The organism is Kribbella caucasensis, from assembly GCF_004361855.1.
Taxonomy (GTDB): Bacteria; Actinomycetota; Actinomycetes; order Propionibacteriales; family Kribbellaceae; genus Kribbella; species Kribbella caucasensis.
In genome coordinates, this window is sequence record NZ_SNWQ01000015.1 from 134,192 (window position 1) to 157,441 (window position 23,250).

A 23,250-nucleotide genomic window follows, 5' to 3' on the forward strand; every position below is an offset into this window, starting at 1 on the left:
GATCCCTTTGTCGCGCGCAGCGGTAACACGGCGACAAACGGCGGTGTCACGGCGGTAACGCGGCCCTTGACCACGTGTGGTGACAGGTCGAGAGTCGAGATGTGGGTATCGCCGTTCTCGGCCCGCTCACGATCGAGGGGGAAGAAACAGTTCTCGGACGACGTGATCGCGTCGTGCTCGCCGCTCTCGCCGTACACCCAGGAGAGGTAGTCAGCGCGGAGGCACTCGCCGACGTGCTCTGGGACGACCAGCCACCGGCGACCTGGTCCAAGGTCGTGCAGGGCTGCGTGGTCCGGCTCCGCAAGCTGCTCGGCAGCCACACGATCGAGACCACGCCGCTGGGCTACCGGCTCGCCGTGCCGCTGGACGACATCGACGCCCAACGCTTCGAGCGCGCGGTCGGCCGTGCCCGTGAGTTGCTGGCCGCCGACGACCCGGAGCGGGCCGCGTTGGTGCTCGCTGATGCGCTGACGTTGTGGCGCGGCCGGCCGCTGATCGAGCTGGACGGGTGGGATCCGGGGCGGATCGAGGCGGCCCGGTTGACCGAGCTGCGCGAGACCGCGGAGGAGCTGTACGTGGATTCGGCGCTGCGCTCTGGCCAGCACGACCGGGTGCTGGCCAAAGCGCGGACGTTGGTGGCGGAGGCGCCGCTGCGGGAGCGGCGGTGGATCCTGCTTGCCACGGCGCAGTACCAGTCCGGCCGGCAGGCCGAGGCGCTGCGGACGTTGCGTCAGCTGCGCGACGTGCTGAGTCGTGAGCTCGGCCTGGATCCGGGGCCCGAGATCGACGTGCTGGAGCAGGCGATCCTGCATCAAGACCCCTCGCTGGTGGTGGCGAGTGCGTTGCCGGAGCCGAGTCCGGTCTGCCCGTACCGGGGTCTGCAGCCGTACGACGTGGACGACGCAGCCGAGTTCTTCGGCCGGGATGCCGACGTCGCGGCCGGCCTGCGGAAGCTCGCCGACACCTCGGTGCTGGCGGTGGTCGGCCCGTCTGGGTGCGGCAAGTCGTCGCTGGTGCGCGCCGGTGTCGCCGCCGCACTGCGGCGCGACGGGATGACCGTCGTGGTGATGACGCCCGGCGTGCACCCGGTCGCCACGTTTGCCACCGTGATGCCCGGCCGGGGCTCGCCGCCGGCGTGCGTTGTGGACCAGTGCGAGGAGGTCTTCTCGCTGTGCCAGGACCCCTCCGAGCGCGCGGCGTTCCTGACCGCGCTGACGGCACACGCTGCCGTGGCGCCACTGATCTTGTCGTTCCGCGCGGATCGGATGGCCAACGTCTCCTCGCACCAGGGGTTCGCACGCCTGGTGGCCGACGGGATGTACGTGCTGGCGGCCATGACCGAACCGGACCTGCGGTCCGCGATCGAGGAACCGGCCCGGCTGGCGTCGCTCGTGGTCGAGCCAGGGCTGGTCGACGTGCTGGTCACCGAGATCGCCGGCCAACCCGGCGCGCTGCCGCTGATGTCGCACGCACTCGCCGAGACCTGGCAGCGCCGCGAGGGCCGCACCCTCACCGTGGCCGGCTACCGCGACACGGGCGGGATCCGTGGTGCCGTGGCGCAGTCGGCCGAACGGGCCTACGAGCGGGTCCCGGCCGAGCAGCGCTCGGTGTTGCGCGACCTGTTGCTGCGTCTGGTCACGCCCGGCCCGGAAGGCGAGCCGGTTCGTAGCCGGCTGCCCAGACGTCTGGTCGTCACCAGCCCTGCGAACGATGCGATGATCGACCTGTTGGTCGACGCTCGGCTGGTGACCAGCGACGACGGAGCGGTCGAGCTCGCCCACGAGTCACTCGCCCGGGCCTGGCCCCGGCTGCGCGGGTGGCTCGACGACGACCTCGAAGGCCAACGCGTCCTGCACCACCTGGCGGTCGCCGCCGACTCCTGGGACGGTCTCGGCCGCCCGGACAGCGAGCTGTACCGCGGCGTACGCCTGGCCAAGGCCCTGGACTGGCAGGACAACAGTCAGCCCACGCTGACCGCCACCGAGCGGAACTTCCTCGCCGCGAGCAAGCGGCTCTCCGAGGCCGAGCTGCATGCCGCCGAGGACATCGCCCGGCGCCAGATCCGGGTCAATCGACGCCTCAGCGCCGCATTGAGCACGGCGGCCGTGCTCCTCGCCGGTGCACTCATCGCCGGCCTGGTCGCCGTCAACCAGGCCGAACGCGCCGACCAGCAGGCAACAGCAGCCCAGCGGGCTGCGACCAGCGAGCTCGCACGTCGGGTCGGGACTCGAGCGCTCCTCACCGAAGGCATCAGCCACTCGCTGCTGCTCGCGGCGCACGGGGCGCGCCTGGACGATTCCGCGGAGACCCGCGCCAACCTGCTCGCGGCGGTGAGCAAGCGCCCGCTGCTGGTCCGGTCGTTCCCTGGCCGCGGCGACGATGTGGAAGGTATTTCGGTATCCCCTGACGGGCGCCGGATCGTCTCCGGTGACGACGACGCGCGGTTCCACCTGTACGACGCCGGCACCGGCCGCGTGCTCAAGACCGTCGTCCTTGGACCGGACCTGGAGGCGCCGGTGTACGGCGAAGCCCACTTCAGCCCGGACGGCAGGTTCGTCGTCGCATCGGCGATCTACCCGCCGTATGCGCCCCCACCGCCTGACCAGCCGCTCCTTCGACTGTTGGACGCGGAGACGCTCGAGGAGGTGTCGCCGCCGCTCGCGTTCCCGAGCACGAAGAAGCTCACGCGCCATGGGTTGGCGTTCAGCGCCGATGCGCGGTACCTCGCGGCCTCATTCCAGGAAGGCACCGACAACGCTCCGGCGGCGAGGTCCGCTCCGAGCTTCGCCCTCGTGTGGGACCTCAAGGCGACCGACCGCCTCCCTCGCAGAGTGAACCTGCCGATGTGGATTCAGGGCATCGCTCTCAGTCCGGACGGCCGCATTCTGTACAGCATGCAGCCACTCACGGCGTACGACGTCGCCACGGGGGCACAGCTTTGGCGGCGCCCGGATCTCACCGGCTTTATGCGCATCGACGTCACCCGTGACGGCAAGCTGATCGCTCTTCAACTGTTCAACAAGGATTACACGGACGGGAGCGTGATCGGACTTGTCGACGCGCGCACAGGCAGGACGGTCAGGCTGCTGCCCGACCACATCGACGAGCCGCGCGCACTGGCCTTCTCTCGTGACGGCACCGTGCTCGGCTCCGTCTCGCACAACGGCGAGGCCATCGTCTGGGACGCTGCCACCGGCCGACCCCGCCAACGGATCAAGTCGTTCGAGATCTTGTGGGGGGTCGACTTCAGTCCGGACGGCCGGACGTTGTACACCGGCGGCGACGAGGGCATCGTCCGGGCCTACGATCTGTCCGGACAGCAGCGGTACCTGCAGGGCAGCCAGCCGATGCCCGCGCGCACGTACGCGCATGTCCTCGCATCGAGAGACGGCAGGCGAACGGCCTACATCTGGAGCGACGCCGCGACCGCGTGGATGAGTTTCGCCGACTCGACCACCGGCGCTCGCAGCGCACCCGTGCGACTGGACATCGATCCGGTGAGGTCCCTGGCTACCTGGCATCCGGACAGCCGTCACTTCGCCGCCGTCGACCGGGCGGGTGTCATCGCGATCATCGACTCCGTGACGAACCGGGTGATCGTGCGGCGCCAGGTCGTCGAGAAGGAAATCGAGTCGATCGCGTATGTCGAGCGCGGGAACCGCATCGCAGTCACCGACACCGACCGCTGGACGACCATGCTCGACGCGCGCGGGCTGCGGCCTAGCGGCTCGGCCATCGATGTCGGAGGGGACACCAAGTGGTTTGACTGGCCGGGTCAGTACTGTTGCGCTGCGGTGTCGCCGGATGGGCAGCAAATGGTCCTGTTCGAGCATTCCCCGGACGCCGCCAAGGCACAATGGCGCGTCATCCGCGTCGCGACCGGCGAGGTCGTCGCAGACGGCGAGGTGATCCTCAACTTGTTCGACGCGTCGTTCTCACCAGACGGCCGCAGGATCGCCGTCACCGGGGTCGGCGGCGAGCTCGTGGTCATCGATGTGGCAGCCGGAGCCGAGCTGCGCGCACCGACGACCGGCCACGGCGGCAATGGTGAGTTCGTCCGGTTCTCGCCGGACGGCACGAGGATCGTGTCGGGAGCGTCGGATGGCACCGTGAGCCTGTGGGACACCCACACCCTCGACCTCCTCGGCACCGTCACGACAGCAACCGGCAGCGAACCCGCCCTCGTCTCACCGACCTTCACCCAGGGCAACGACATCGTGACCATCGCCGCGTACGACGGGAACGCATACCGGTGGGACACACGCATCGATCGGTTGATGGACTTCGCCTGCAGCATGGCCGGTCGCAACCTCACCGATGAGGAGTGGACGCAGGCTTTCGGCAATCGTCCCTACGAGAAGACCTGCCCGTGACCCGCCGGGTGAAGCGGTGCCGCGGTTGTTACTCGACACGGGAGGTGTTGAACGCGCACGAGAGACCGACAGCGACAACGGCGAGTGATTCGGGGTCGCGCCAGACAGTGCCGCCGAGCTTTCTCGATCGCATCGCGAGGCGGGCCGCTTCGTCGTGATCGAACCGACGACCTTCTCATTACGAGGAAGACTTTCAGCGTTGCAGACGCCCTCTACCAGCGTCTTTGCTGACACAGCCGCCCGCACCACGGGCCGATTCCACCATGGGCTTCCAGGATTTCGCACCACGTGTGGCACCACGCGGGACGCCATCTCCAGTAGCTCTGGCAAGTCGGCTCTTGCCGGACCATCGCGGTTCGCCGGTTTCCTGGAGCCACCACTGGGTCTGGGGTGGCGGCCGCGGGAGCCGTCCGATCTTGAACTCAACCGCATGGCACCATGCCTGGCTCTCGGTCGGCCACGCTGCCGGAGTAGATCCCGACAACTACCGCGTCTGGATCCACGAAGGCCCGGAAGCGACCGCGCCGGCCACGGTCGGCCACACGATCGCCTTGACCAACTGGAGCCTCTACGCACTGCCGCAGCGCAACCTCGAAGGGGTCCTCGCGCACGAGGTGGCGCACCACTTGGCCCAGCCACAGAGGGTCTCGCTGCTCGGCCAGGGCAGCCAGCTCGGCCTCAGTTGACTCGCAGGTCGGGCTGTCGGGGCAGAATCAACGTGTGAAGAAACCTGAGGCCGACCCCGTCGTCGCGCGCAACCGCAAGGCTGCCCACGACTACCATCTGGGCGAGTCCTGGGAGGCCGGGATCGTGCTGCAGGGTCCGGAGGTGAAGGCACTCCGCGCCGGGCGGGCGTCCCTGGTCGGCGGCTTCGCCGCTATCGAGGACCGGGAGATCTGGCTGCACGGCGTGCACATCCCGCAGTACTCCCAGGCCCGCTGGTTCAACGACGGCTCACGCCGCAAGCGGAAGCTGCTGCTGCACCGTGCCCAGATCGACAAGATCGAACGCAAGGTCAACGAGAGCGGGCTGACGATCGTCCCGGTGACCCTCTACTTCAAGGATGGTCGCGCGAAGGTCGAGATCGCCCTGGCCCGCGGCAAGAAGACCTGGGACAAGCGGCACGCGCTCGCCGAGCGCGAGGCAAGCCGAGAGGCCGAGCGTGCGGTCAGCCGCCGACGCAAGGGTCGCCCGGACTGATCAGCGGTGCGTACGATCGCGCCCATGAGGCCGTGGAGCTCCAGTACACGGTTCGAGACTAGGTGCCCCCACCTCCAAATTCGCGCGTGCGTCACCCGAGCGGCACGGCCGCGTACAAGTCAGCACTTGCCCGATCTTGTGGTGGGGCGGGTGGGACTCGAACCCACGACCCAGGGATTATGAGTCCCCTGCTCTAACCGGCTGAGCTACCGCCCCGGGCGTCTGCGGATCGCGACGCGTTGTCGGGAGATGGTATCCGGGTGGGGGTGGGACTGGGTGGGGTGGGCTGGGAGGATGGTGGGGTGAGACTTCGTCGTGTAGCGGTGCCGGGTGAGGTGGTTGAGGCGGTGCGGGTGGCCGCTGGGGGGCGGGAGGACATCCTGGCGTCGGTGCAGTTGGCTGATGGGAGCTGGGTCGCGGGGTCGCGGGCGGCTGTGTATCTGCCGGAGGGTGACAAGTTGCGGCGGGTCGGGTGGGAGGCGATAGAGCGGGCCGCGTGGGACTCCGAGGCGTCGGTGTTGCGGGTGTACGAGACGACCGCGTTCGGGACGCCGTTGCGGAGTACCGAGCTGGCGGTGGACGACCCGGGGCGCTTCGGACAGTTGCTGCGCGAACGCGTGGACGCGAGTGTGCTGGTGCAGCGTCACGTACCCCTGGTCGGGAAGAAGGGTGTGCGCATCGTGGGGCGGCGGAATCCGGCGGATCGGGACGCGCCGGTGACGTGGAACTTCGTTCTGGACAAGGGATTAGAGCCCGATCGGCCGGGGTTGATCGAACAGGCCGAGATGGCGCTGAAGGCGGTCCGGGACGAGTTCGGCATCTGAGCCGGAAGCGATCCCAGTGGCCGGTCTGCAGGCGGGAATCCCGTTTTTGTAGTTCGGCGCGGGCCTGCTAACCTAATCCGGTCCTCAGGGATCCGGGGGGGGCACGAAACACCACTGATCCCGCGTAGCTCAATTGGCAGAGCAGCCGGCTGTTAACCGGCAGGTTACTGGTTCGAGTCCAGTCGCGGGAGCAAACCAACGAAGCCGGTTCGGAACTACGAACCGGCTCTTTTCATGCCCGGCCACGCTGCGGTGTCCCACCGACCCCATGTGTCCGGCCGTACTGCGGTGTCCGGCGGGCCCGGGCGGATCGGCCGGGCCCGCGGACGCGGAGTACTGGTTGGTCCAAAGGTCAGTTGTTGCGGTTGTCCTTCCGGCGTTCCAGGGCTCGCTGGATGCGGTGCTGCGGTTGACCCGTCAGCTTGGCGATCAGGGGCACGCGGAACTTGTACGCCGCGACGGCGCCCACCACGAGCACGAGCAGGATGAACCAGCCCATCGGAGTTCCCTTCAGTCGGACCTGCATCCATCATCCCCCGCCCGCGGTAACAACCACTCAGTCAAACCCCTGAGCGCCCCCTGGTTTCGCGGCACCGAGCTCAGGCCACGTAGTCACTCAGAGTGCGGAGGCAGCGTTTTCGGAGCGCGCGGAGAGCGTCAGCCTCCAGAACGCGGACCCGATCGAGCGGAAGACGCAACAAGCCGGCCGTCTCCTCCAGGGTCGAGGGCGTGGTGTCGTGCAGGCCATAGCGGTACCGCAGAACGTCCTGCTGGTCGTCCTCGAGGAACTCCAGCTGGTGGTTGAGATCGCGGCGCAGCGCGGCTCGGTACGTGAGGGTCTCGTCGTCGACAGGCTGGTCGGCGTCGATCGGGTCGAGGGTCTCGGGGCGAAGCCGCCAGGCCCGGGCGCGTTCGACCCGGGCGACCGTGAGGGACGCGCCGGCGGCGATCTCGGACGTCGTGGGTTCGCGGCCGAGGCGTTGGGTCAGGTCGTGGTGGACGGTCGCGACCCGGCCGGCGTCGGCGTACGCCTGGGCGGGCATTCGGACCAGCCGGGAACGGTCGGAGATCGCCCTGCCGATCGACTGGCGGATCCACCAGATCGCGTACGTCGAGAAGCGGTGGCCGAGCTTGTGGTCGAAGCGCTCGACCGCACGCATCAGGCCGAGATTGCCCTCCTGGATCAGGTCGAGCAGGGACAGCCCCTTCCCTGTGTAGCGCTTGGCGAGCGAGACGACCAGCCGAAGGTTGCCCTCGATCAGCCGGCGGCGGGCCGCCTCCCCCAGCTGGGCGACGGCGCGAAGGTCGGCCCGGTCGGCCAGTGCTGCAGCTCCCAGCCGGTCCGTGGCCAGCAGTCCGGCTTCGATCCAGTACGAGAGTTCGTTGACCTCCTCCAGGGTCAGTAGGTCGTGCCGTCCGATGTCGCGCAGGTAGGCGACGAAGGCGGAGATGTCCGCGGGTTCGCAATCCAGGTCGGCCATGGTTCCCCTCTACTTCCTTGTGAAGGGATGGTGCCGTGAAAACCCGCGCCGGAACGGACCGATTTCAGATCGGTGGACAACTACCCCAGGCGACTGGCCAGTAACAGAGAGTCTGTGGATGACGCGACAGCCGACAGCCCGAACAGCTGTATGCTCCCCCCAAAACTCAGAGCGCGCCGGAGATCGCCTTCTCGCGGAGCTCAGCCCGATAGCGTTCCAACGCGATCAGCTCACCGAACATCCGGTTGTAATCGTCGGTCCGGTCGATCGGGTTGGTGCGCTGAAGCTTGGACTTGAGGTCGGCGATCCGGCGCAGGCAGGTGAGTTCCTGCAGGCGGGCCAGCAGCGCGCGGGCGTACGTCTCGTCGGGGTCGCGGCCCAGTCGCAGCGGGTCGACCGCCAGCGCGCTGACCACCGCGGCCGCCGGATCGTTGCCCATGGCATCGCGAACGGCGACCACCCACGCCTCGCCCGGCGCGGCGGTCACCGGCCCGCCGGCCTTGGCCATCGCGGCCCGGACCGCGGCCAGCCACGGATGAGTGAAGTCCTGGTCGTCGAGCTCCTCAAAAGCGGCGCCGACCAGAGAAGGATGCTGCATCGCGACCTTCAGCACGTCCCACTCGATCGTGAACCGCTGATCCCGCGGCGACGGCAGATCAACCCTCGGCGGCGGCGCAGCAGCCTCGCCCTGGGCGGCAGCAGCAACCACCACAGGTCCACGCTCAGCAGGTCCACGCTCAGCAGGACGCGAGGCCGCCCGATGCACCTCCGACCGCACCTGCTCGACATCCATCCCGAGATGCCCGGCCAGCTCCCGGGTGAAGGCGTCCACCTTCGACCGGTCACGAATGCTGATCACCAGCCGGGCCGCGTCGCGCAGCGCGTCGATCCGCGTGTCGGCCCGGTCCAGGTCGTACTTCGTCAGCACGTTCCCCAGCACGAACCGGTACAGCGGCACCCGTCGCCCGATCAGCTCGCGGACCGCCGCGTCGCCCTTCTGCAGCCGCACATCGCACGGGTCGAGCCCGTCCGGTTCGACCGCCACATACGTCTGCGACGCGAACGCCTGATCCCCCTGGAACGCCTTCAGCGCCGCCCGCTGACCCGCCTCGTCCCCGTCGAAGGTGAAGATCACCTCGCCCCGGAACTGATCATGGTCGAGCAGCAACTGCCGCAGTACCCGCGCGTGGTCCTCGCCGAACGACGTCCCACACGTCGCGACAGCGGTCTGTACGCCGGCCAGGTGGCAGGCCATCACATCGGTATAGCCCTCGACCACGACGGCCTGCCGCCCCTTGGCGATCTCCCGGCGGGCCAGATCCACGCCGTACAGGACCTTGGACTTCTTGTAGATCGGCGTTTCCCCCGTGTTGAGGTACTTCGCCTCGATCCGGTCGTCGTCGAAGATCCGCCGGGCACCGAAGCCGATCACGTCACCGCTGGCGTCCCGGATCGGCCACATCAGCCGGCCACGGAACCGGTCGTACAACCCCCGCTGACCGTCGGCGGCCAACCCCGACGCGACCAGCTCGGCATTGTTGAACCCGCGACCGCGCAGATGCGCGACCAGTTGCTCACCACCCCGCGGCGAGAACCCGACCCCGAAGTGCGAAGCCGCGTCCCGATCGAAACCGCGCTTGTCCAGGAACTGCCGACCCAGCATCGCGTCGGACGATTCGAAGAGCAGTGACGCATAGAACTCCGCCGCCACCTTGTGCGCCTCGACCAGCCGCGGCCGTTGGTTGCTCTGCGATCGAGGCATCGGCGCGCCGGACTCGTCGTACCGGAGCTGGACGCCGACCTTCGCGGCCAGCGTCTCGACGGCCTCGTGGAAGGTGATCTGATCGATCTTCTGGATGAAGTCGATGACGTCGCCGCCCTCTTGGCAGCCGAAGCAGTAGAAGAAACCGCGCGCCGGGGTGACGTTGAACGACGGCGACTTCTCGTCGTGGAACGGGCAGAGTCCTTTCAGCGATCCGCCACCGGCGTTCTTCAAGGTCACATAGGAGCCGACGATGTCGTCGATCCGGGCCCGTTCGCGAACGAGCGCGATGTCCTCTTCCTTGATCCGGCCTGCCACGTCGTGAGTCTACGGTGATCCAGGACCCGGCCGGACCTCAGACCTCCGCCAGCTCCACCCCGGGGTCGGCCAGCCGCGCCGGATCCACCGTCCGGCCGGACCGGATCAGCTCCTGTACGCCGTCGATCGCGCCCCACGTGTTGACGTGCATCCCGGCGAGCACGTGGTTCTCGTCGTCCAGCCAGAAGGCCAGGTACGCCCCCGATCCGGGATCACCGCGAAGGACCACCTGGTACGACGTGCCGCGCGGGACGTCACCGGCGTACTCCATGCCCAGGTCGTACTGGTCGGTGAAGAAGAACGGGATCGAGTCGTACTGCACGTCCTGGCCGAGCATCGCCTTCGCTGCCGCCACGCCACTGTCCTTCGCGTTCTGCCAGTGCTCGACGCGAACGAAGCGGCCGAACAGCGGGTGATCCCACCGGGCGATGTCTCCCGCCGCGAACACGTTCGCCACCGAGCTCTGCAGATGGGACCCGGTCACGATCCCGGCGCCGTCCTCCCGGGCGGCGACCTCGATCCCGGCCGCCTCGGCGAGCTCGGTGTTCGGATGCACACCGACGCCGACGATCACCAGCTCCGCGGGCACCACCTCGCCCGTCGACGTCCGCACACCGGTCACGTGATCCGAACCCTCGAATGCCTCGACGCCGGTCTCGAAGAGCAGCCGTACGCCGTGCTGACGGTGGAGCTCCGCGAACAACTCGCCGACCTGCTCCCCCAGCACCCCCGCGAGCGCGGTCGACTGCGGCTCGATCACGGTCACCTCGCAGCCTCGTTCGCGCGCGGCCGACCCTGCTTCGAGTCCGATCCATCCGGCGCCGACCACGACCACTCGCGGCTTCGCGGCATACGCGTCGGTCAGCGCCTGCGACTCACCAGCCGTCCGCAGGTAGTGGATCCCCGGCAGGTCACCACCCGGTACGTCGAGCCGGCGGACCCGCGATCCGGTGGCGATCAGGAGTTCGTCGTACCCGACTGTCGAACCGTCGTCGAGGGTCACCGTGTGGGCCGACGGGTCGAGCGCGGTCGCCGTCGTGCCGAGGCGAAGCTCGATCGAGTTGTCCTCGTACCACTGCCGGTCGTGTAACTGCGTGACCCCGGTCTGGTCCTTGCCAAGCAGCACGCCCTTGGACAACGGTGGTCGCTCGTACGGCAACTCGTTCTCGGCGCCGATCAGCACGATCTCGCCGGTGAAACCTTCCGAACGCAATGTCTCCGCGGCAGTCGCCCCGGCAAGACTCGCTCCGACGATTACGATCCGCTGTGCATCGCTCATAAGGGACACAGTAGGACACCTCTGCTGATCCCATGCAGTCGCGAGCAGGTGCCCGGCGGAGTGCATCGGTGTGCTGGAGTAGGGGTCGCGATGCGGAGCATCGTGGCCCATGCTCCAGTGCGGCGAGGCGCCCGCCGGGTGCCGCGCAGCACGCATGGGATCAGCAGAGGTGTCCTAAGTGCTGGGGAGGCTGTATGCGGGTGGGGCCGGCGTTGGAGGAGCGCATCGTCGAGGTGATCCATGAGCGGGGGCTGGTGCCGGGGATGACGATGCCGACCGAGCCGCAGCTGATGGAACTGCTCGGCGCGAGCCGGAACAGCGTGCGGGAAGCGATCCGCGCTCTGCAGGCGCTCGGCATCGTGGAGATCCGGCACGGCTACGGCACCTTCGTCGGGGAGGCGTCGCTGACCGGGTTGTCGACCTCGCTCGCGTTCCGGGTCCGGTCCCGCGCGGCCGACGGGGTGCGCGCGATCCAGGACCTGGTCGAGGTCCGGGAACTCCTCGAGACCGGTCTGATCGGACGAGTCGCCGCGGACGGGGTGAGCGCGACGCGACTCGACGAGCTGGACCGACTGATCGCGGCGATGGGCGACGACAAGGGTGCCGACCGGGCGTTCCACGCGCTGCTGTACGACGGCTGCGGCAACGAACTGGTGCTCCAGCTGATCGGGCTGTTCTGGGACACCTACCACGACGTCGAACATGTGCTCGGCGAACCGGTCGAGCGGACCGAGGCGATCGTCGCCAACCACCGCCGGATCGTCGCAGCCCTCCGCGATCGCGACGCCGACGCGGCCGAGGAAGCGATGCGCCGCCACTTCGACGACGTTCGCCGGCGGATCGCTCAGGCAGCCCTCATCAACGGAGCGTCAGCCGACGAGCTGGGTGTGCCAGGCCTGGGCTGACGGATCCGTCAGCGACGCAACCTGGTCGATGATCACGCGAAGCCGCGCATCGTCGTCCGCCGCCTGCGCGAAGTCGGCCGCGAACGGCACGTCGAGGCCGCGCGGCGCGATCTTGACCAGCGCTTCGACCAGTTCGGTGAGCAGCTCGCGCTGGATCGCGCGCCGCTTCTGCCGGGCCGGCGAGTTCAGCACGTGGTACATACCGATGCCCTTCAGCAGTGCGATCTCGGTCCGGACTCCGGGCGGGACCACCAGATCGGCGTCGTACCGCACCAGGCGGCTCCGGCCGAATCGGGCATGCGTGGCCTGCTCGGCCGCCGTACAGAACCTGCCGATCAGCTCACTGGTCAGGTCCTTCAACCCAGCGAGCGCCCGCCGGCTGTCGTCGAACGGACCACTCGGCCAGTACGCCAGAGAGGTCAGCCGCCGCCACCCCTCGTCCAGATCGTCATCGGTCGCTGTCGGCAGATAGACCTGCCGCACGGTCTCCCAGTACGGCGCGCGCTCGGCGCCGACCTGATCGAGATCGATGCTGTGCGCAACGATCCCGTCCTCCACGTCGTGCACCGAGTAGGCCACGTCGTCGGCGAAGTCCATCACCTGCGCCTCGAGACACCGCCGATCCCCAGCAGCCACGCCTGACGCCACGCCCGGACCAACGCCCGCAGACACGCCGTTGCGCAGCCAGCCGAACACCTCGAGATCGTCCGCGTAAACGCCGAACTTCCGCTCTCCATCGCGGCGCGGCCACGGGTACTTCGTCGCGGCATCCAGCGTGGCTCGGCTGAGGTTGAGGCCGGCACTCCGCCCATCCGGATCGAACGTCTTCGACTCCAGCCGGGTCAGCAGTCGCAGGGTCTGCGCATTGCCCTCGAACCCGCCGATACCGGCCGCCAACTGGTCGAGCGCGCGCTCGCCGTTGTGCCCGAACGGCGGGTGACCGAGATCGTGCGCCAGGCACGCCGCGTCGACAATGTCGGGATCGCAGCCGAGTGTGCTGGCCAGCTCCCGGCCGATCTGCGCGACCTCCAGGCTGTGAGTCAGCCGGTTCCGGACGAAGTCGTCGCTGCCGGCGGTGACCACCTGTGTCTTAGCCGCGAGCCGGCGTAACGCCGCACTGTGCAGGACGCGCGCGCGATCGCGAGCGAACGCCGTCCGCCCCGGCCGCTTCACCGGTTCCGCGACCCACCGCTCCGCGTCGTGCTCGTCATATCCCACGCGCCCGACATTACTGCCCGCGACCGACACTTCCCTGAACGTCCGAAGAACCGTGGGCTATGACTTCACAGTGGGCTATGACCCACGGTTCTTCGGACGCAAGCTGTCAGATCAGCCCCAGCCGCCCTGGACCATGGTCTGGAACTTCCAGTTGCCGTCGACCTTCAGCAGCAGATCGCCGTACCGGATCGGCTGGGTGAACCCGTCGTACGTCATGGTGCCGTCGCTGATCACGAACACCAGGCTGGCGGACAGGAAGTGCGGCGTCCGCGTGGTCTCCAGCTTCACGTCACCGCCGCCGCCCATCACCTGTTCCATCTGCGCCAGGTACGCCGAACGGTCGAGCTGCTCCGCCTTCCCCTGACCCTTCCCGTCGTCGGTCACCTCGTTGAGCGGGAAAACCGCCAGCTCGGCCATCCCCTCGTAGTCCAGCGCCGCCGCCAGCGCGTCGTACCGCTCGAACCAAGCCAGCACACTCGCCACCTCGGCGTCGCTCGGCACGAACCCCGTCGTCCCCGGCATCGTCTCGCTCAAGCCCACTCCTCCACACGCTCGATCGGTCAAACTTCGTACAGTGTACCCAGTTTAACCGCGCACGCAAACCCTTCATTCCCAACGAGGTTTTCAAGCCATGCAGTACCGGAGCCAGACGACTCCACCGTCGAACACCTCGGTGTTCGCCAACTTCAACTCGAGCCGCTCGGCAAACGACCCGTACCACCGCTGGCCCGACCCGACGACCACCGGATGAACCAGCAGGCACAGCTCATCGATCAGACCAAGCTCCAGCAGTACGCCGACCAGCGTCCCGCCGCTGTCGACCCGAACCACCCGGGCGCCCCGCGCCGCACCAAGCCGCTCCAGCACCTCGGCCAGATCGACCTGGTTGTATCCGGTGATCAGCTCCGCAGTCGTGCTGTCGGGCGGCCGGTCCGGCGTCTGATCGGCATACAGAGCAAGCACATCCGACCAATGCCCCAACCGCCGCAGCCGGTCCCACTCCCGCACCCGGGCACGACTGTCGACGACCGCGAGCAGCGGCCCGGCCTCACGCGGTCCGGGCTGTGGCGCAGCCCGGACCGCCGCCTCCTGGGCCAGGATCGTGTCCGCGCCGACCAGCGTCACGTCCTCCTGCCACAACGTCGCCAGCGCATAGAACCGGGCCAGGTCCACCGGGAATCCAGTCGTCGCACCATCAACCGAAACGGCTACCTGAGCCACCACATGAGGCCGCACACCACAGACCGTAGACACGACCACCGACATTTATGACATTCCGGCCCAGTTCCGCTGGGGACCGTGAACAACATCGCGGGAGCTCGGACAGCTTGTTTAGGTGTCCGCGGTCCCGCGATGTTGTTCAAGGCCCCGGGCCGGGCATGCCGCCCGAGCCGACCGCGGCACCCGACGCGAACGGTGGTGGCTCAGGCTCACCAGGGCAGCGGCGCCTCGGGGGTTGCGGCGGACTCCAGACGGGAGCGGATGAGCTGACGGGTCTGCGTGTAGATGACGTCGTGATCGTCGCGCAGGAGTGAGGCCAGGTTGGCGGCGTCGTAGTACGCGTTCAGCTCGACGGCGAGGTCGGCGGGGTCGGCGTCCAGCTCTCCGGCACTGACCGCCTCGGCGACGGTCTGCTCCAGCAGGCCGATCCACTCGCGGTAGACCGTCGCCAACATCTCGCGCACTGCACCCGGCCGGGAGCCGAACTCGTGCGACGTCTTCGCGAAGAAACAGCCGCCCGGAAAAACCCGCCGCTGGGAGTAGTCCAGCCAGTTCTCAGTCATCGCCCAGACCCGCCCGAGACCAGGCTCGACCGCGAGCGCCGGTTGGACGACGGCGTCGGCGTAGATCCGGCGGGCCGCGCGGATGGTCGCGAGCTGCAACTCCTCCTTCGACCCGAAGTGCGCGAACAGCCCGCTCTTGCTGATCTCCAGCTCCTTGGCCAGCCGGCCGATCGAGAGCCCTTCCAGCCCGTCGACCGAGGCGATGTCGACCGCACGGCGCAGTACGGCCCGCCGGGTGTTGTCACCCCGGACCAGCCGCCCGTCGACCCGCGTCGTCGTCATCGCACCTCCTCGGTCCGCTGATCTTAATGCCGTTGACGGACCCGCACCTGTAAACTAATAATACGATCGTTCGGTTAGTTATCTAGTCCAGAGGAGCCGACCACCCCATGAGCGACCCACGCCCACTCGACCGCGCCGCCACCGAGCTCTGCGGGATCGCCGTCGCAGCGGTCGATCCGGACCAACTGGACCTGCCGACCCCGTGCAGCGAATGGTCGCTTGGCGAACTGATCGCGCACCTGGTCGCGGAGAACCGCGGCTTCGCGGCCGCCTCGTTCGCCCTGCCCGGTTCGGTCGGCCGACGCGTCTGGCAGCCGGGACCGCCCGACGAGACCGCGCTGAAGAACTACCCCGAGTCGGCCGACGAGGTCATCCGCGCGTTCGCCGCCGCGGACCTGCTCGACCGGTCGATCGAGGTACGCGAGTTCGGCGTGTTCCCCGGCCGCGCCGCGGTCGCGATGCACTTCCTCGACAACCTCGCGCACGCCTGGGACGTGGCCCGCTCGATCGGTCTCCCCGACCCGATCCCGGCCGACCTCGCCGAGGCCGCGCTGCCGATCGCCGCCCAGATCCCCGCGGACCGCCCAGCCGGTGGCGCCTTCGCAGCCATCGTCCCAACCAACTCGAATCCCACCGACCGCTTCCTCGGCCTGCTCGGCCGCAACCCGCAATGGAGTGCACGATGATCGCCGAGGTAGTCCGCGCGGGCCTGAAACTGCTTCCGCCGAGGGTCGCCGGGCGGGTCGCGTTCGAGTTGTGGCGGCGGCCGCTCAAGCGCGGCAGGGTGCGTGAGAGTGAGCGGGCGATCCACGAGTCCGCCCGGGTGGAGGTGATCGGCAACGTCGTCACGTACGCCTGGGGTGACGGCCGCCGCCCGGTGCTGCTCGTCCACGGCTGGCGTTCGCGCGCCTCGCGGTACCACGCGTTCGTGGCGCGCCTGCTCGCACTCGGCTACAGCCCCGTCTCGTACGACGCTCCCGGGCACGGCGACACCCCAGGACCGGCCGGCACGATCCTCGATCACCAGCGCATCATCCAGGCCCTCGGTGACCGGCACGGCCCGTTCGAAGGGGTGATCGCGCACTCCCTGGGCGTCCCCTTCGCCCTGTACGCCGTACGCGAGGGGGTCTCCGCCGGACGAATTGTCGCGATCAGTGGGGTCGCGGAGTTCGGCTACCTGGTCGATGCGTTCTGCCGGGAACTCGGACTCGGGGCCGAGGCGAACCAGGCGCTCCGGCGGGCGATCGAGGCCGGCCTGTTCCAGCGCGACGACCAGATCTGGGCGAAGTACTCCGTGGCCGCCGGTGAGGTCGACCTACTGGTGATCCACAACGACGAGGACGATGTCGTGGATCCGGCCCAGGCGTCGGCCCTGCTCGCGGGGTACGGGCCGAGGGCGCACTTCAAGCAGACGAACGGCCTCGGTCATCGCCGGATCATGGTCGATCCAGCAGTGATCACCGAGGCCGTCACGTTCCTCAGTCACACAGAAGACGCGAGGGACTCAGATGTCGCGGAACGTCTCGATCTGGGCGCCTAGCGAGTTGAGGCGGGTGGCCAGGTCCTCATAGCCGCGGTTGATCACGTAGACGCTGCGCAGTACAGAGGTGCCCTTCGCGGCCATCATCGCGATCAGCGTGACGACGGCCGGGCGGAGCGCCGGCGGGCACATGATCTCGGCGCCGGACCAGTGCGTCGGGCCCTCGACCATCACCCGGTGCGGGTCGAGCAGCTTGACCCGGCCGCCGAGCTTGTTCAGGTCGGTCAGGTAGATCGCCCGGTTCTCGTAGACCCAGTCGTGGATCAGCGTCTGACCGGTCGCCGACGCCGCGATCACCGCGAAGAACGGCAGGTTGTCGATGTTCAGGCCCGGGAACGGCATCGGGTGGATCTTGTCGATCGGTGCGTGCAGCGTCGACGGCCGCGTGGTCAGGTCGACCAGCCGGGTCCGGCCGTTCTCGGCCAGGTACTCCGCCGAGCGGCTGTAGTCCAGCCCCATCTCCTCCAGCAGCGCCAGCTCGATCTCCAGGAACTCGACCGGCGCCCGCCGGATCGTGACCTCTGAGCCGGTCACGATCGCCGCGGTCAGCAAGCTCATCGCCTCGATCGGGTCCTCCGAGGGCGCGTAGTCGACGTCGACATCGATCTCGGCCTTGCCGTGCACGGTCAGCGTGGTGCTGCCGACGCCGTCGATCTTCACGCCGAGCAGGTCGAGGTAGAAGCACAGATCCTGGACCATGTAGTTCGAGCTGGCGTTGCGGATCACGGTGACGCCGTCGTGCCGGGCCGCGGCCATGATCGCGTTCTCGGTCACGGTGTCGCCTCGCTCGGTCAGCACGATCGGCTTGCCCGGGCTGATCGCCCGGTTCACCATCGCGTGGTACTCGCCGCCGGTCGCCTTCACGTCCAGGCCGAACGGGCGCAGCGCCGACATGTGCGGCTCGACCGTCCGGGTGCCGAGGTCGCAGCCACCGGCGTACGGGAGCTGGAAGGTGTCCTCGCGGTGCAGCAGCGGGCCGAGGAACATGATGATCGACCGGGTACGCCGGGCCGCCTCGGCATCCATCGCGGCCAGGTTCAGGTGGGCGGGCGGCACGATCTCCAGGTCGCCGGCGTCGTTCAGCCAGGTGGTCCGGACGCCGATCGAGTTGAGCACCTCGAGCAGCCGGTTGACCTCTTCGATCCGGGCCACCTTGCGCAGCGTGGTCCGGCCCTTGTTCAGCAGGCTGGCGCACAGCAGCGCGACGCCGGCGTTCTTGCTGGACTTCACGTCGATCGAACCGGACAACCGGCGGCCACCGGCGACACGGAGGTGGACCGGACCGCCACCGAGAGAGACAATTTCGGAATCGAGCGCTTCGCCGATCCGGGCGAGCATCTCGAGAGTGAGGTTCTGATGACCCTTTTCGATCCTGTTCACCGCACTCTGGCTGGTGCCCAGCACATCGGCGAGCTGGGTCTGGGTCCAGCCACGGTGCTTGCGGGCGTCCCGGATGAGATTGCCGATCCGGCTCAGGTAGTCGTCAGTCATGCGCGGGACCTTATCTCACATGTGAGATACCTCTGGATCGACCCGCCGGTCAGAGCGTAGCGAATGTCACCACCGCCCGACCGGCCACCCCCATCGGAACCCGAGCCCCCTACAGTTAGCGCCACCCCGCCCGCCGCGAGAGGATCCAGCAGATGGCCGAGGACGTCGACACCTCCACGGTGGTGACCGAGTTCGAGGCGGAGTCGTGGCCGCTGGAGGCCGCGGCCGAGAGCCTGGCCCAGGTGATCGACGGCTTCCAGAACGGCGATACCCGGCCGCTGGTGATCGGCGACGGCGACCAGCCGGTCCTGGTGGTGCTGGCCATCGCCGACCTGGCCGACTTCCGCGCGAGGATCGCGGACCTGCTCGCCAGCCCGGTGGACGCCGGCTGGTTGCGCTACTACCTGCGCTCCAGCTTCGACATGAGCTCGGAGAAGCTGATCGAGCTGCTCGGCGTGGACACCGACCACGGGCTCAGCTCGCTGGCCAGCCAGGTCACCGTCGAACAAGCGGCCGTGCTGCTGCCGGATCACCTGCGCCGGACCGAGGCGGGCGGCAATCCGTTGATGCTGATCGGTGACGGCATGCTCGCGACGGCCGCGCTGATCGCGTTCCCGGCGTTCTCGGTGCTGCTCGCGATGGAGGAGAGCAAGGCCGAGGAACACCACGTGCACGACGAGGACGAGAAGCCGACCACGCCGCTCGAGGTGCTGGCCGAGCAGCTCGGCCCGGTGTCGACCCAGATCGTCGCGCAGATCAACGCGGGCCGCGAGCCCGGGCTGCCACGGTACGACCTGCACTTCGAGGACGACCTGATCGAGCACCTGAAGGATCTCGAGCAGCGTGCTCAGAAGGCTCCCGGAGGCGGTGCGCACGACGAGCTGGGCAACCTGTTGCACTCGTTCGACCAGATGCGCAGCGGACTGCTGACCGAAGAGGACGAACCCGAGGAAGCGCCGTACGTCGAGGTCGAGGACCTGGCGGCCGCGATGCCGGACATGCGGGACAGCTTCCGGGACGGTGCGGACGACCCGTACCTGGTCGGCTTCGAGGGTCAGCCGCTGGCCGGGCTGATCTCGTACGACCTCTACCTGGAACTGCAGCAGATCTCCGTCGACATGAACGGGACCGACGAGGCGCCGGTGCTGCCGCTGCCGAAGCCGGAGTGGGAGAGCGGGCCGGAGTTGCTGCCGTTCGACGCGGCCGTCGAGGTGTGCGGGGCGGTCTGCGAGGACATCAAGGGCGGCGAGGGCTCGATGCTGTTCATCGCCGACGAGGAGGGCGAGCCCGAACTCGTGCTCGCCCCGCTCGTCTGGTTGTGGGCCTACGTCGACTACCTGGACCTCGAGTCGGCCGAGATTTAGCTCAGCGGGAAGAGCTGCTTCCACTCCTTGAGGGTGGCGATCTCGTAGACGTCTTCCGGGGTGTACGGGTCCTTGGCGAGGATGTCGCGCAGCTCGGCCTCGTCGGCGACGTCGTAGATCAGCAGCGCGCCGGTCTCGTCCCCGAACGGGCCGGCCGCGACGAGCTTGCCGGCCTCCTTCAGCGAGGTCAGGTACTCGCGATGCGCCGGGCGCACCGCGAGCCGGCGTTCGTTGTTCTTGAAAGTCAGCTGCAGGGCAAAGATGGCCATGCCAGAAACCCTATCGGATGGCTGGATTTCCGTTGCAGACAAGAAGATTTGGTGCGGGAAGGGAGTCACGAGCCGCCACAGCGGCTGGTTCGAGTCAGACCCGAAAGTCGACGAGTGATCGCCCTTCCCGCTCGGATATCTTGACCGGCGAATCAGCCCAATGCAAGGGGTTGGTCAAGACAATTTATCCGGTCCGTTGCATTCGGTGACGCTTCGTGATCGAACCCTCGGAAGCGTCCATGAGCCGGCCGGTACGGTTGTACAGACCGTCACTCACGAGCATTGTCAAGGGCCCTACTCCACCGCCGCACGCCCCGCTTCAAGCCTGGCCACCGGGACGCGGAAGGGTGAGCAGGAGACGTAGTCCAGGCCTACCTCGTGGAAGAAGTGGATGCTGTCGGGATCGCCGCCGTGTTCGCCACAGATGCCGAGTTTGAGGTCGGGGCGGGTGGCCCGACCGCGTTCGGCTCCGGTCCGAACCAGGGCACCGACACCCTCGCGGTCGATCGACTCGAACGGCGAGACGGCGAAGATGCCCTTCTCCAGGTAGCGGCCGAAGAACGAGCCCTCCACGTCGTCCCGGCTGAAGCCCCAGGTGGTCTGGGTCAGGTCGTTGGTACCGAAGGAGAAGAACTCGGCCGCCTCGGCGATCTGGTCCGCGGTCACCGCGGCCCGCGGCAGCTCGATCATCGTCCCGATCGGCACCTTCCATTCGACCCCTTCCTGCGCGACGACCTCGGCGAGCACCTGCTCGACCTCGTCGCGGGCGAGCTGCAACTCCTGTACCGCGCCGACCAGCGGGATCATGATCTCCGGCCGCGGATCCCGGCCCTGCTTCTTCAGCTCGGCCGCAGCGGACGCGATCGCGCGCACCTGCATCGCGAACAGGCCCGGGATGACCAGGCCGAGGCGGACGCCACGCAGGCCGAGCATCGGGTTCTCCTCGTGCAGCCGCTCGACCGCGGCCAGCAGCACCTCGTCCCGGCCCGGGTCCTGGCCGCGTTCCTTCGCGAGTGCGACCTTGACCGCGAGGTCCTCCATCGACGGCAGGAACTCGTGCAGCGGCGGGTCGATCAACCGGATCGTCACCGGCAGCCCGTCCATCGCATCGAGCAACTCCAGGAAGTCCCCACGCTGCAACGGCTCCAGCTCGGCCAGCGCCGCCTCGCGATCCGCGTCGTTGTCGGCCAGGATCAGCCGCTCGACCGACTCCCGCCGCTCGCCCAGGAACATGTGCTCGGTCCGGCACAGCCCGATCCCCTCGGCACCGAACCGCCGCGCCCGGGCAGCATCGTCTGCTGTGTCAGCATTCGTCCGTACGCCGAGCCGCCGGACCTCGTCGGCACGGGTGATCAACCGATGGACCGAGGCCACCAGTTCGTCACCCGCATCGGGCGCGAGCGTTCCCTCGAAGTACTGCACCACGGGGGAAGGCACGACCGGGACCTCGCCACGGAACACCTCGCCCGTGGTCCCGTCGATCGAGATCACCTCGCCGGCGCCGATCGTCGTACCGTTCACCTTGATCGTCTGGGCGCTGACGCTGACGTCGAGTTCCTCGGCGCCACAGACGCACGTCTTGCCCATCCCGCGCGCCACGACGGCCGCGTGTGAGGTCTTGCCGCCGCGGCTGGTCAGGATGCCCTGGGCCGCGATCATGCCGTGCAGGTCGTCCGGGTTCGTCTCGCGCCGGACCAGGATGACCTTCTCGCCCTTGTCGGCCGCCTCGACCGCGGCGGCGGAGGTGAAGACGACCTTGCCGGAAGCCGCGCCCGGGGAGGCGCCGATGGCCTTGGTGATCCGCTCCTTGGCCGCGTCCGCGTCGAACCGCGGGAACATCAGCTGGGCCAGCTGTGCGCCGTTGACCCGCTGCAGCGCCTCTTCGGCGGAGATGACGCCCTCGTCGATCAGGCTGGTCGCGATCCGGAACGCGGCGGCCGCGGTCCGCTTGCCGACCCGGGTCTGCAGCATCCAGAGCTTGCCGCGTTCGACGGTGAACTCGATGTCGCACAGGTCGCGGTAGTGGCCTTCGAGTTTGGTCATGATCGCCATCAGATCGTCGTACGACGTCTTGTCGATCGTCTCCAGGTCGGCCAGCGGGACCGTGTTGCGGATGCCGGCCACCACGTCCTCGCCCTGCGCGTTCTGCAGGTAGTCGCCGTACACGCCGGGCTGACCGGTGGCAGGGTCACGGGTGAAGGCGACGCCGGTGCCGGAGTCCATCCCGAGGTTGCCGAACACCATCGAGCAGATGTTCACCGCGGTGCCGAGGTCTTTCGCGATCCGCTCCTGCCGGCGGTAGAGGATGGCGCGTTCGGAGTTCCAGGAGCCGAAGACGGCCTCGATCGCCAGGTCCATCTGCTTGCGCGGGTCCTGCGGGAACTCGCGACCGGTGTGCTCCAGCACGCTCGCCTTGAACGTCTCCACCAGCCGCTTGAGGTCGTCGGCGTCCAGGTCGAGGTCGTTCGTGGTCCCCTTGGCCTGCTTGGCCTGCTCGAGCGCGTCGTCGAAGACTTCACCGTCCATGTCGAGCACGGTCTTGCCGAACATCTGGATCAGCCGGCGGTACGCGTCCCAGGCGAACCGCGGGTTGCCGGAGTGATGCGCGAGCCCGTTCACCGAGTCGTCGTTGAGGCCGACGTTGAGCACCGTCTCCATCATGCCGGGCATCGACGCGGCGGCTCCGGATCGGACCGAGACCAGCAGTGGATCGTCCGCCTGACCGAGCTTCTTGCCCATCTTCTGCTGCAGTACGTCGACGTGGTGGTCGATCTCGTCGGCCAGCTCGGGTGGCACCGAGCCGGTCTGGAGGAACACCCGGCAGGCGTCGGTGGAGATGGTGAAACCGGGTGGCACCGGCAGCCCGAGATTGGTCATCTCGGCGAGGTTGGCCCCCTTGCCGCCGAGCAGTTCCTTCATCTCCTTGTTGCCTTCGGCGAAGTCGTAGACGAGTTTCGGCACAGTCACTCCCTGATGGTTTGGGCGGTGCTCCGAGGCGCGGCGTGATGACCGCTCGGCCCTTCGACTCCGGTGGCGCGGGCGTCTTTTCAGGGTAAGTCAAAAAACCAGTCCAGTTGACCACTGGTCTCACTCTGCGGAGGTGACGCTGCCCACACCTTCAGGGCCGGAAAAGCCTTACCTGGTTGACAACGCGAGACAT

Annotated in this window: 19 protein-coding genes and 2 tRNA genes; 9 read left to right on the forward strand and 12 right to left on the reverse strand. The window is 68.3% G+C overall.

Going from position 1 to position 23,250, the window contains the following annotated elements; all coding sequences use genetic code 11:
* Nucleotides 1-101: 101 nt before the first annotated feature.
* The 3 genes from EV643_RS28095 (at nt 102) to smpB (ending at nt 5,573) form a co-directional block, all read left to right on the forward strand.
* Nucleotides 102-4,373 carry an nSTAND1 domain-containing NTPase gene (locus tag EV643_RS28095; protein WP_133803164.1) on the forward strand — a complete coding sequence of 1,424 codons (4,272 nt, stop codon included), beginning with the start codon at nt 102-104 and terminating at the stop codon, nt 4,371-4,373.
* A 416-nt stretch (nt 4,374-4,789) separates the two neighbouring features.
* The gene (locus EV643_RS44320; RefSeq protein ID WP_166665606.1) at nt 4,790-5,059 is read left to right on the forward strand and encodes a M48 family metalloprotease; all 270 of its coding nucleotides are present in this window, start codon (nt 4,790-4,792) and stop codon (nt 5,057-5,059) included.
* A gap of 34 nt (nt 5,060-5,093) precedes the next feature.
* On the forward strand, nt 5,094-5,573 hold the full coding sequence (gene smpB, locus EV643_RS28105; protein ID WP_133803166.1) for an SsrA-binding protein SmpB: 480 nt from the start codon (nt 5,094-5,096) through the stop codon (nt 5,571-5,573).
* Nucleotides 5,574-5,712: 139 nt separating this feature from the next.
* Here smpB and EV643_RS28110 read toward each other — a convergent pair.
* Nucleotides 5,713-5,789, reverse strand: a tRNA-Ile gene (locus EV643_RS28110).
* A gap of 86 nt (nt 5,790-5,875) precedes the next feature.
* Here EV643_RS28110 and EV643_RS28115 point away from each other — a divergent pair.
* Nucleotides 5,876-6,397: a hypothetical protein gene (locus EV643_RS28115; RefSeq protein ID WP_133803167.1), complete on the forward strand. Its 522-nt coding sequence runs from the start codon at nt 5,876-5,878 to the stop codon at nt 6,395-6,397.
* 118 nt (nt 6,398-6,515) lie between these two features.
* Nucleotides 6,516-6,588 (forward strand) — tRNA-Asn (locus tag EV643_RS28120).
* Between the two features lie 161 nt (nt 6,589-6,749).
* Here the strand turns inward: EV643_RS28120 and EV643_RS44325 are convergent.
* The 4 genes from EV643_RS44325 to EV643_RS28135 all read right to left on the reverse strand — a co-directional run bounded on the left by EV643_RS44325 (nt 6,750) and on the right by EV643_RS28135 (nt 11,237).
* Nucleotides 6,750-6,923 carry a hypothetical protein gene (locus EV643_RS44325; RefSeq protein WP_166665601.1) on the reverse strand — a complete coding sequence of 58 codons (174 nt, stop codon included), beginning with the start codon at nt 6,921-6,923 and terminating at the stop codon, nt 6,750-6,752.
* Between the two features lie 73 nt (nt 6,924-6,996).
* The gene (locus tag EV643_RS28125) at nt 6,997-7,878 is read right to left on the reverse strand and encodes a sigma-70 family RNA polymerase sigma factor (RefSeq protein WP_133803168.1); all 882 of its coding nucleotides are present in this window, start codon (nt 7,876-7,878) and stop codon (nt 6,997-6,999) included.
* 166 nt (nt 7,879-8,044) lie between these two features.
* The gene (gene dnaG, locus EV643_RS28130) at nt 8,045-9,958 is read right to left on the reverse strand and encodes a DNA primase (RefSeq protein ID WP_133803169.1); all 1,914 of its coding nucleotides are present in this window, start codon (nt 9,956-9,958) and stop codon (nt 8,045-8,047) included.
* 37 nt (nt 9,959-9,995) lie between these two features.
* The gene (locus EV643_RS28135) at nt 9,996-11,237 is read right to left on the reverse strand and encodes an NAD(P)/FAD-dependent oxidoreductase (RefSeq protein WP_133803170.1); all 1,242 of its coding nucleotides are present in this window, start codon (nt 11,235-11,237) and stop codon (nt 9,996-9,998) included.
* Nucleotides 11,238-11,431: 194 nt separating this feature from the next.
* Between EV643_RS28135 and EV643_RS28140 the strand changes: the two genes are divergently transcribed.
* Complete coding sequence (locus EV643_RS28140) at nt 11,432-12,142, forward strand: FadR/GntR family transcriptional regulator (RefSeq protein WP_133803171.1); 711 nt, start codon at nt 11,432-11,434, stop codon at nt 12,140-12,142.
* Here the strand turns inward: EV643_RS28140 and EV643_RS28145 are convergent.
* The 4 genes from EV643_RS28145 to EV643_RS28160 all read right to left on the reverse strand — a co-directional run bounded on the left by EV643_RS28145 (nt 12,107) and on the right by EV643_RS28160 (nt 15,426).
* Nucleotides 12,107-13,360 (reverse strand): deoxyguanosinetriphosphate triphosphohydrolase, encoded by a 1,254-nt coding sequence (locus EV643_RS28145; RefSeq protein WP_133803172.1) that lies wholly within the window; start codon nt 13,358-13,360, stop codon nt 12,107-12,109. The two genes, EV643_RS28140 and EV643_RS28145, sit on opposite strands and share 36 nt — an antisense overlap.
* 111 nt (nt 13,361-13,471) lie before the next feature.
* Nucleotides 13,472-13,894 (reverse strand): nuclear transport factor 2 family protein, encoded by a 423-nt coding sequence (locus EV643_RS28150; RefSeq protein WP_133803173.1) that lies wholly within the window; start codon nt 13,892-13,894, stop codon nt 13,472-13,474.
* A 90-nt stretch (nt 13,895-13,984) separates the two neighbouring features.
* Nucleotides 13,985-14,626, reverse strand: a complete 642-nt coding sequence (locus tag EV643_RS28155) for a dihydrofolate reductase family protein (protein ID WP_255513046.1) — start codon at nt 14,624-14,626, stop codon at nt 13,985-13,987.
* A gap of 164 nt (nt 14,627-14,790) precedes the next feature.
* Nucleotides 14,791-15,426, reverse strand: a complete 636-nt coding sequence (locus tag EV643_RS28160; RefSeq protein WP_133803175.1) for a TetR/AcrR family transcriptional regulator — start codon at nt 15,424-15,426, stop codon at nt 14,791-14,793.
* Nucleotides 15,427-15,533: 107 nt separating this feature from the next.
* Between EV643_RS28160 and EV643_RS28165 the strand changes: the two genes are divergently transcribed.
* Together EV643_RS28165 and EV643_RS28170 are read left to right on the forward strand one after the other, a co-directional pair.
* Nucleotides 15,534-16,112 carry a TIGR03086 family metal-binding protein gene (locus tag EV643_RS28165; RefSeq protein ID WP_133803176.1) on the forward strand — a complete coding sequence of 193 codons (579 nt, stop codon included), beginning with the start codon at nt 15,534-15,536 and terminating at the stop codon, nt 16,110-16,112.
* The gene (locus EV643_RS28170; RefSeq protein ID WP_133803177.1) at nt 16,109-16,966 is read left to right on the forward strand and encodes an alpha/beta hydrolase; all 858 of its coding nucleotides are present in this window, start codon (nt 16,109-16,111) and stop codon (nt 16,964-16,966) included. Before EV643_RS28165 ends, EV643_RS28170 begins: the two co-directional genes overlap by 4 nt.
* On the opposite strand, the gene EV643_RS28175 is transcribed toward EV643_RS28170, so the two are convergent.
* Entirely contained in the window at nt 16,931-18,457 is a 1,527-nt protein-coding gene (locus EV643_RS28175) for a helix-turn-helix domain-containing protein (RefSeq protein ID WP_133803178.1), read from the reverse strand. The genes EV643_RS28170 and EV643_RS28175 overlap by 36 nt on opposite strands.
* Before the next feature lie 152 nt (nt 18,458-18,609).
* Here EV643_RS28175 and EV643_RS28180 point away from each other — a divergent pair, with 152 nt between their 5' ends.
* Nucleotides 18,610-19,821, forward strand: coding sequence for a hypothetical protein (locus tag EV643_RS28180; RefSeq protein ID WP_133803179.1), 1,212 nt, complete (start codon nt 18,610-18,612; stop codon nt 19,819-19,821).
* Here EV643_RS28180 and EV643_RS28185 read toward each other — a convergent pair.
* Entirely contained in the window at nt 19,818-20,090 is a 273-nt protein-coding gene (locus EV643_RS28185; protein ID WP_133803180.1) for a YciI family protein, read from the reverse strand. The genes EV643_RS28180 and EV643_RS28185 overlap by 4 nt on opposite strands.
* A 294-nt stretch (nt 20,091-20,384) precedes the next feature.
* On the reverse strand, nt 20,385-23,051 hold the full coding sequence (ppdK, locus tag EV643_RS28190; RefSeq protein ID WP_133803181.1) for a pyruvate, phosphate dikinase: 2,667 nt from the start codon (nt 23,049-23,051) through the stop codon (nt 20,385-20,387).
* Nucleotides 23,052-23,250 lie beyond the last annotated feature (199 nt).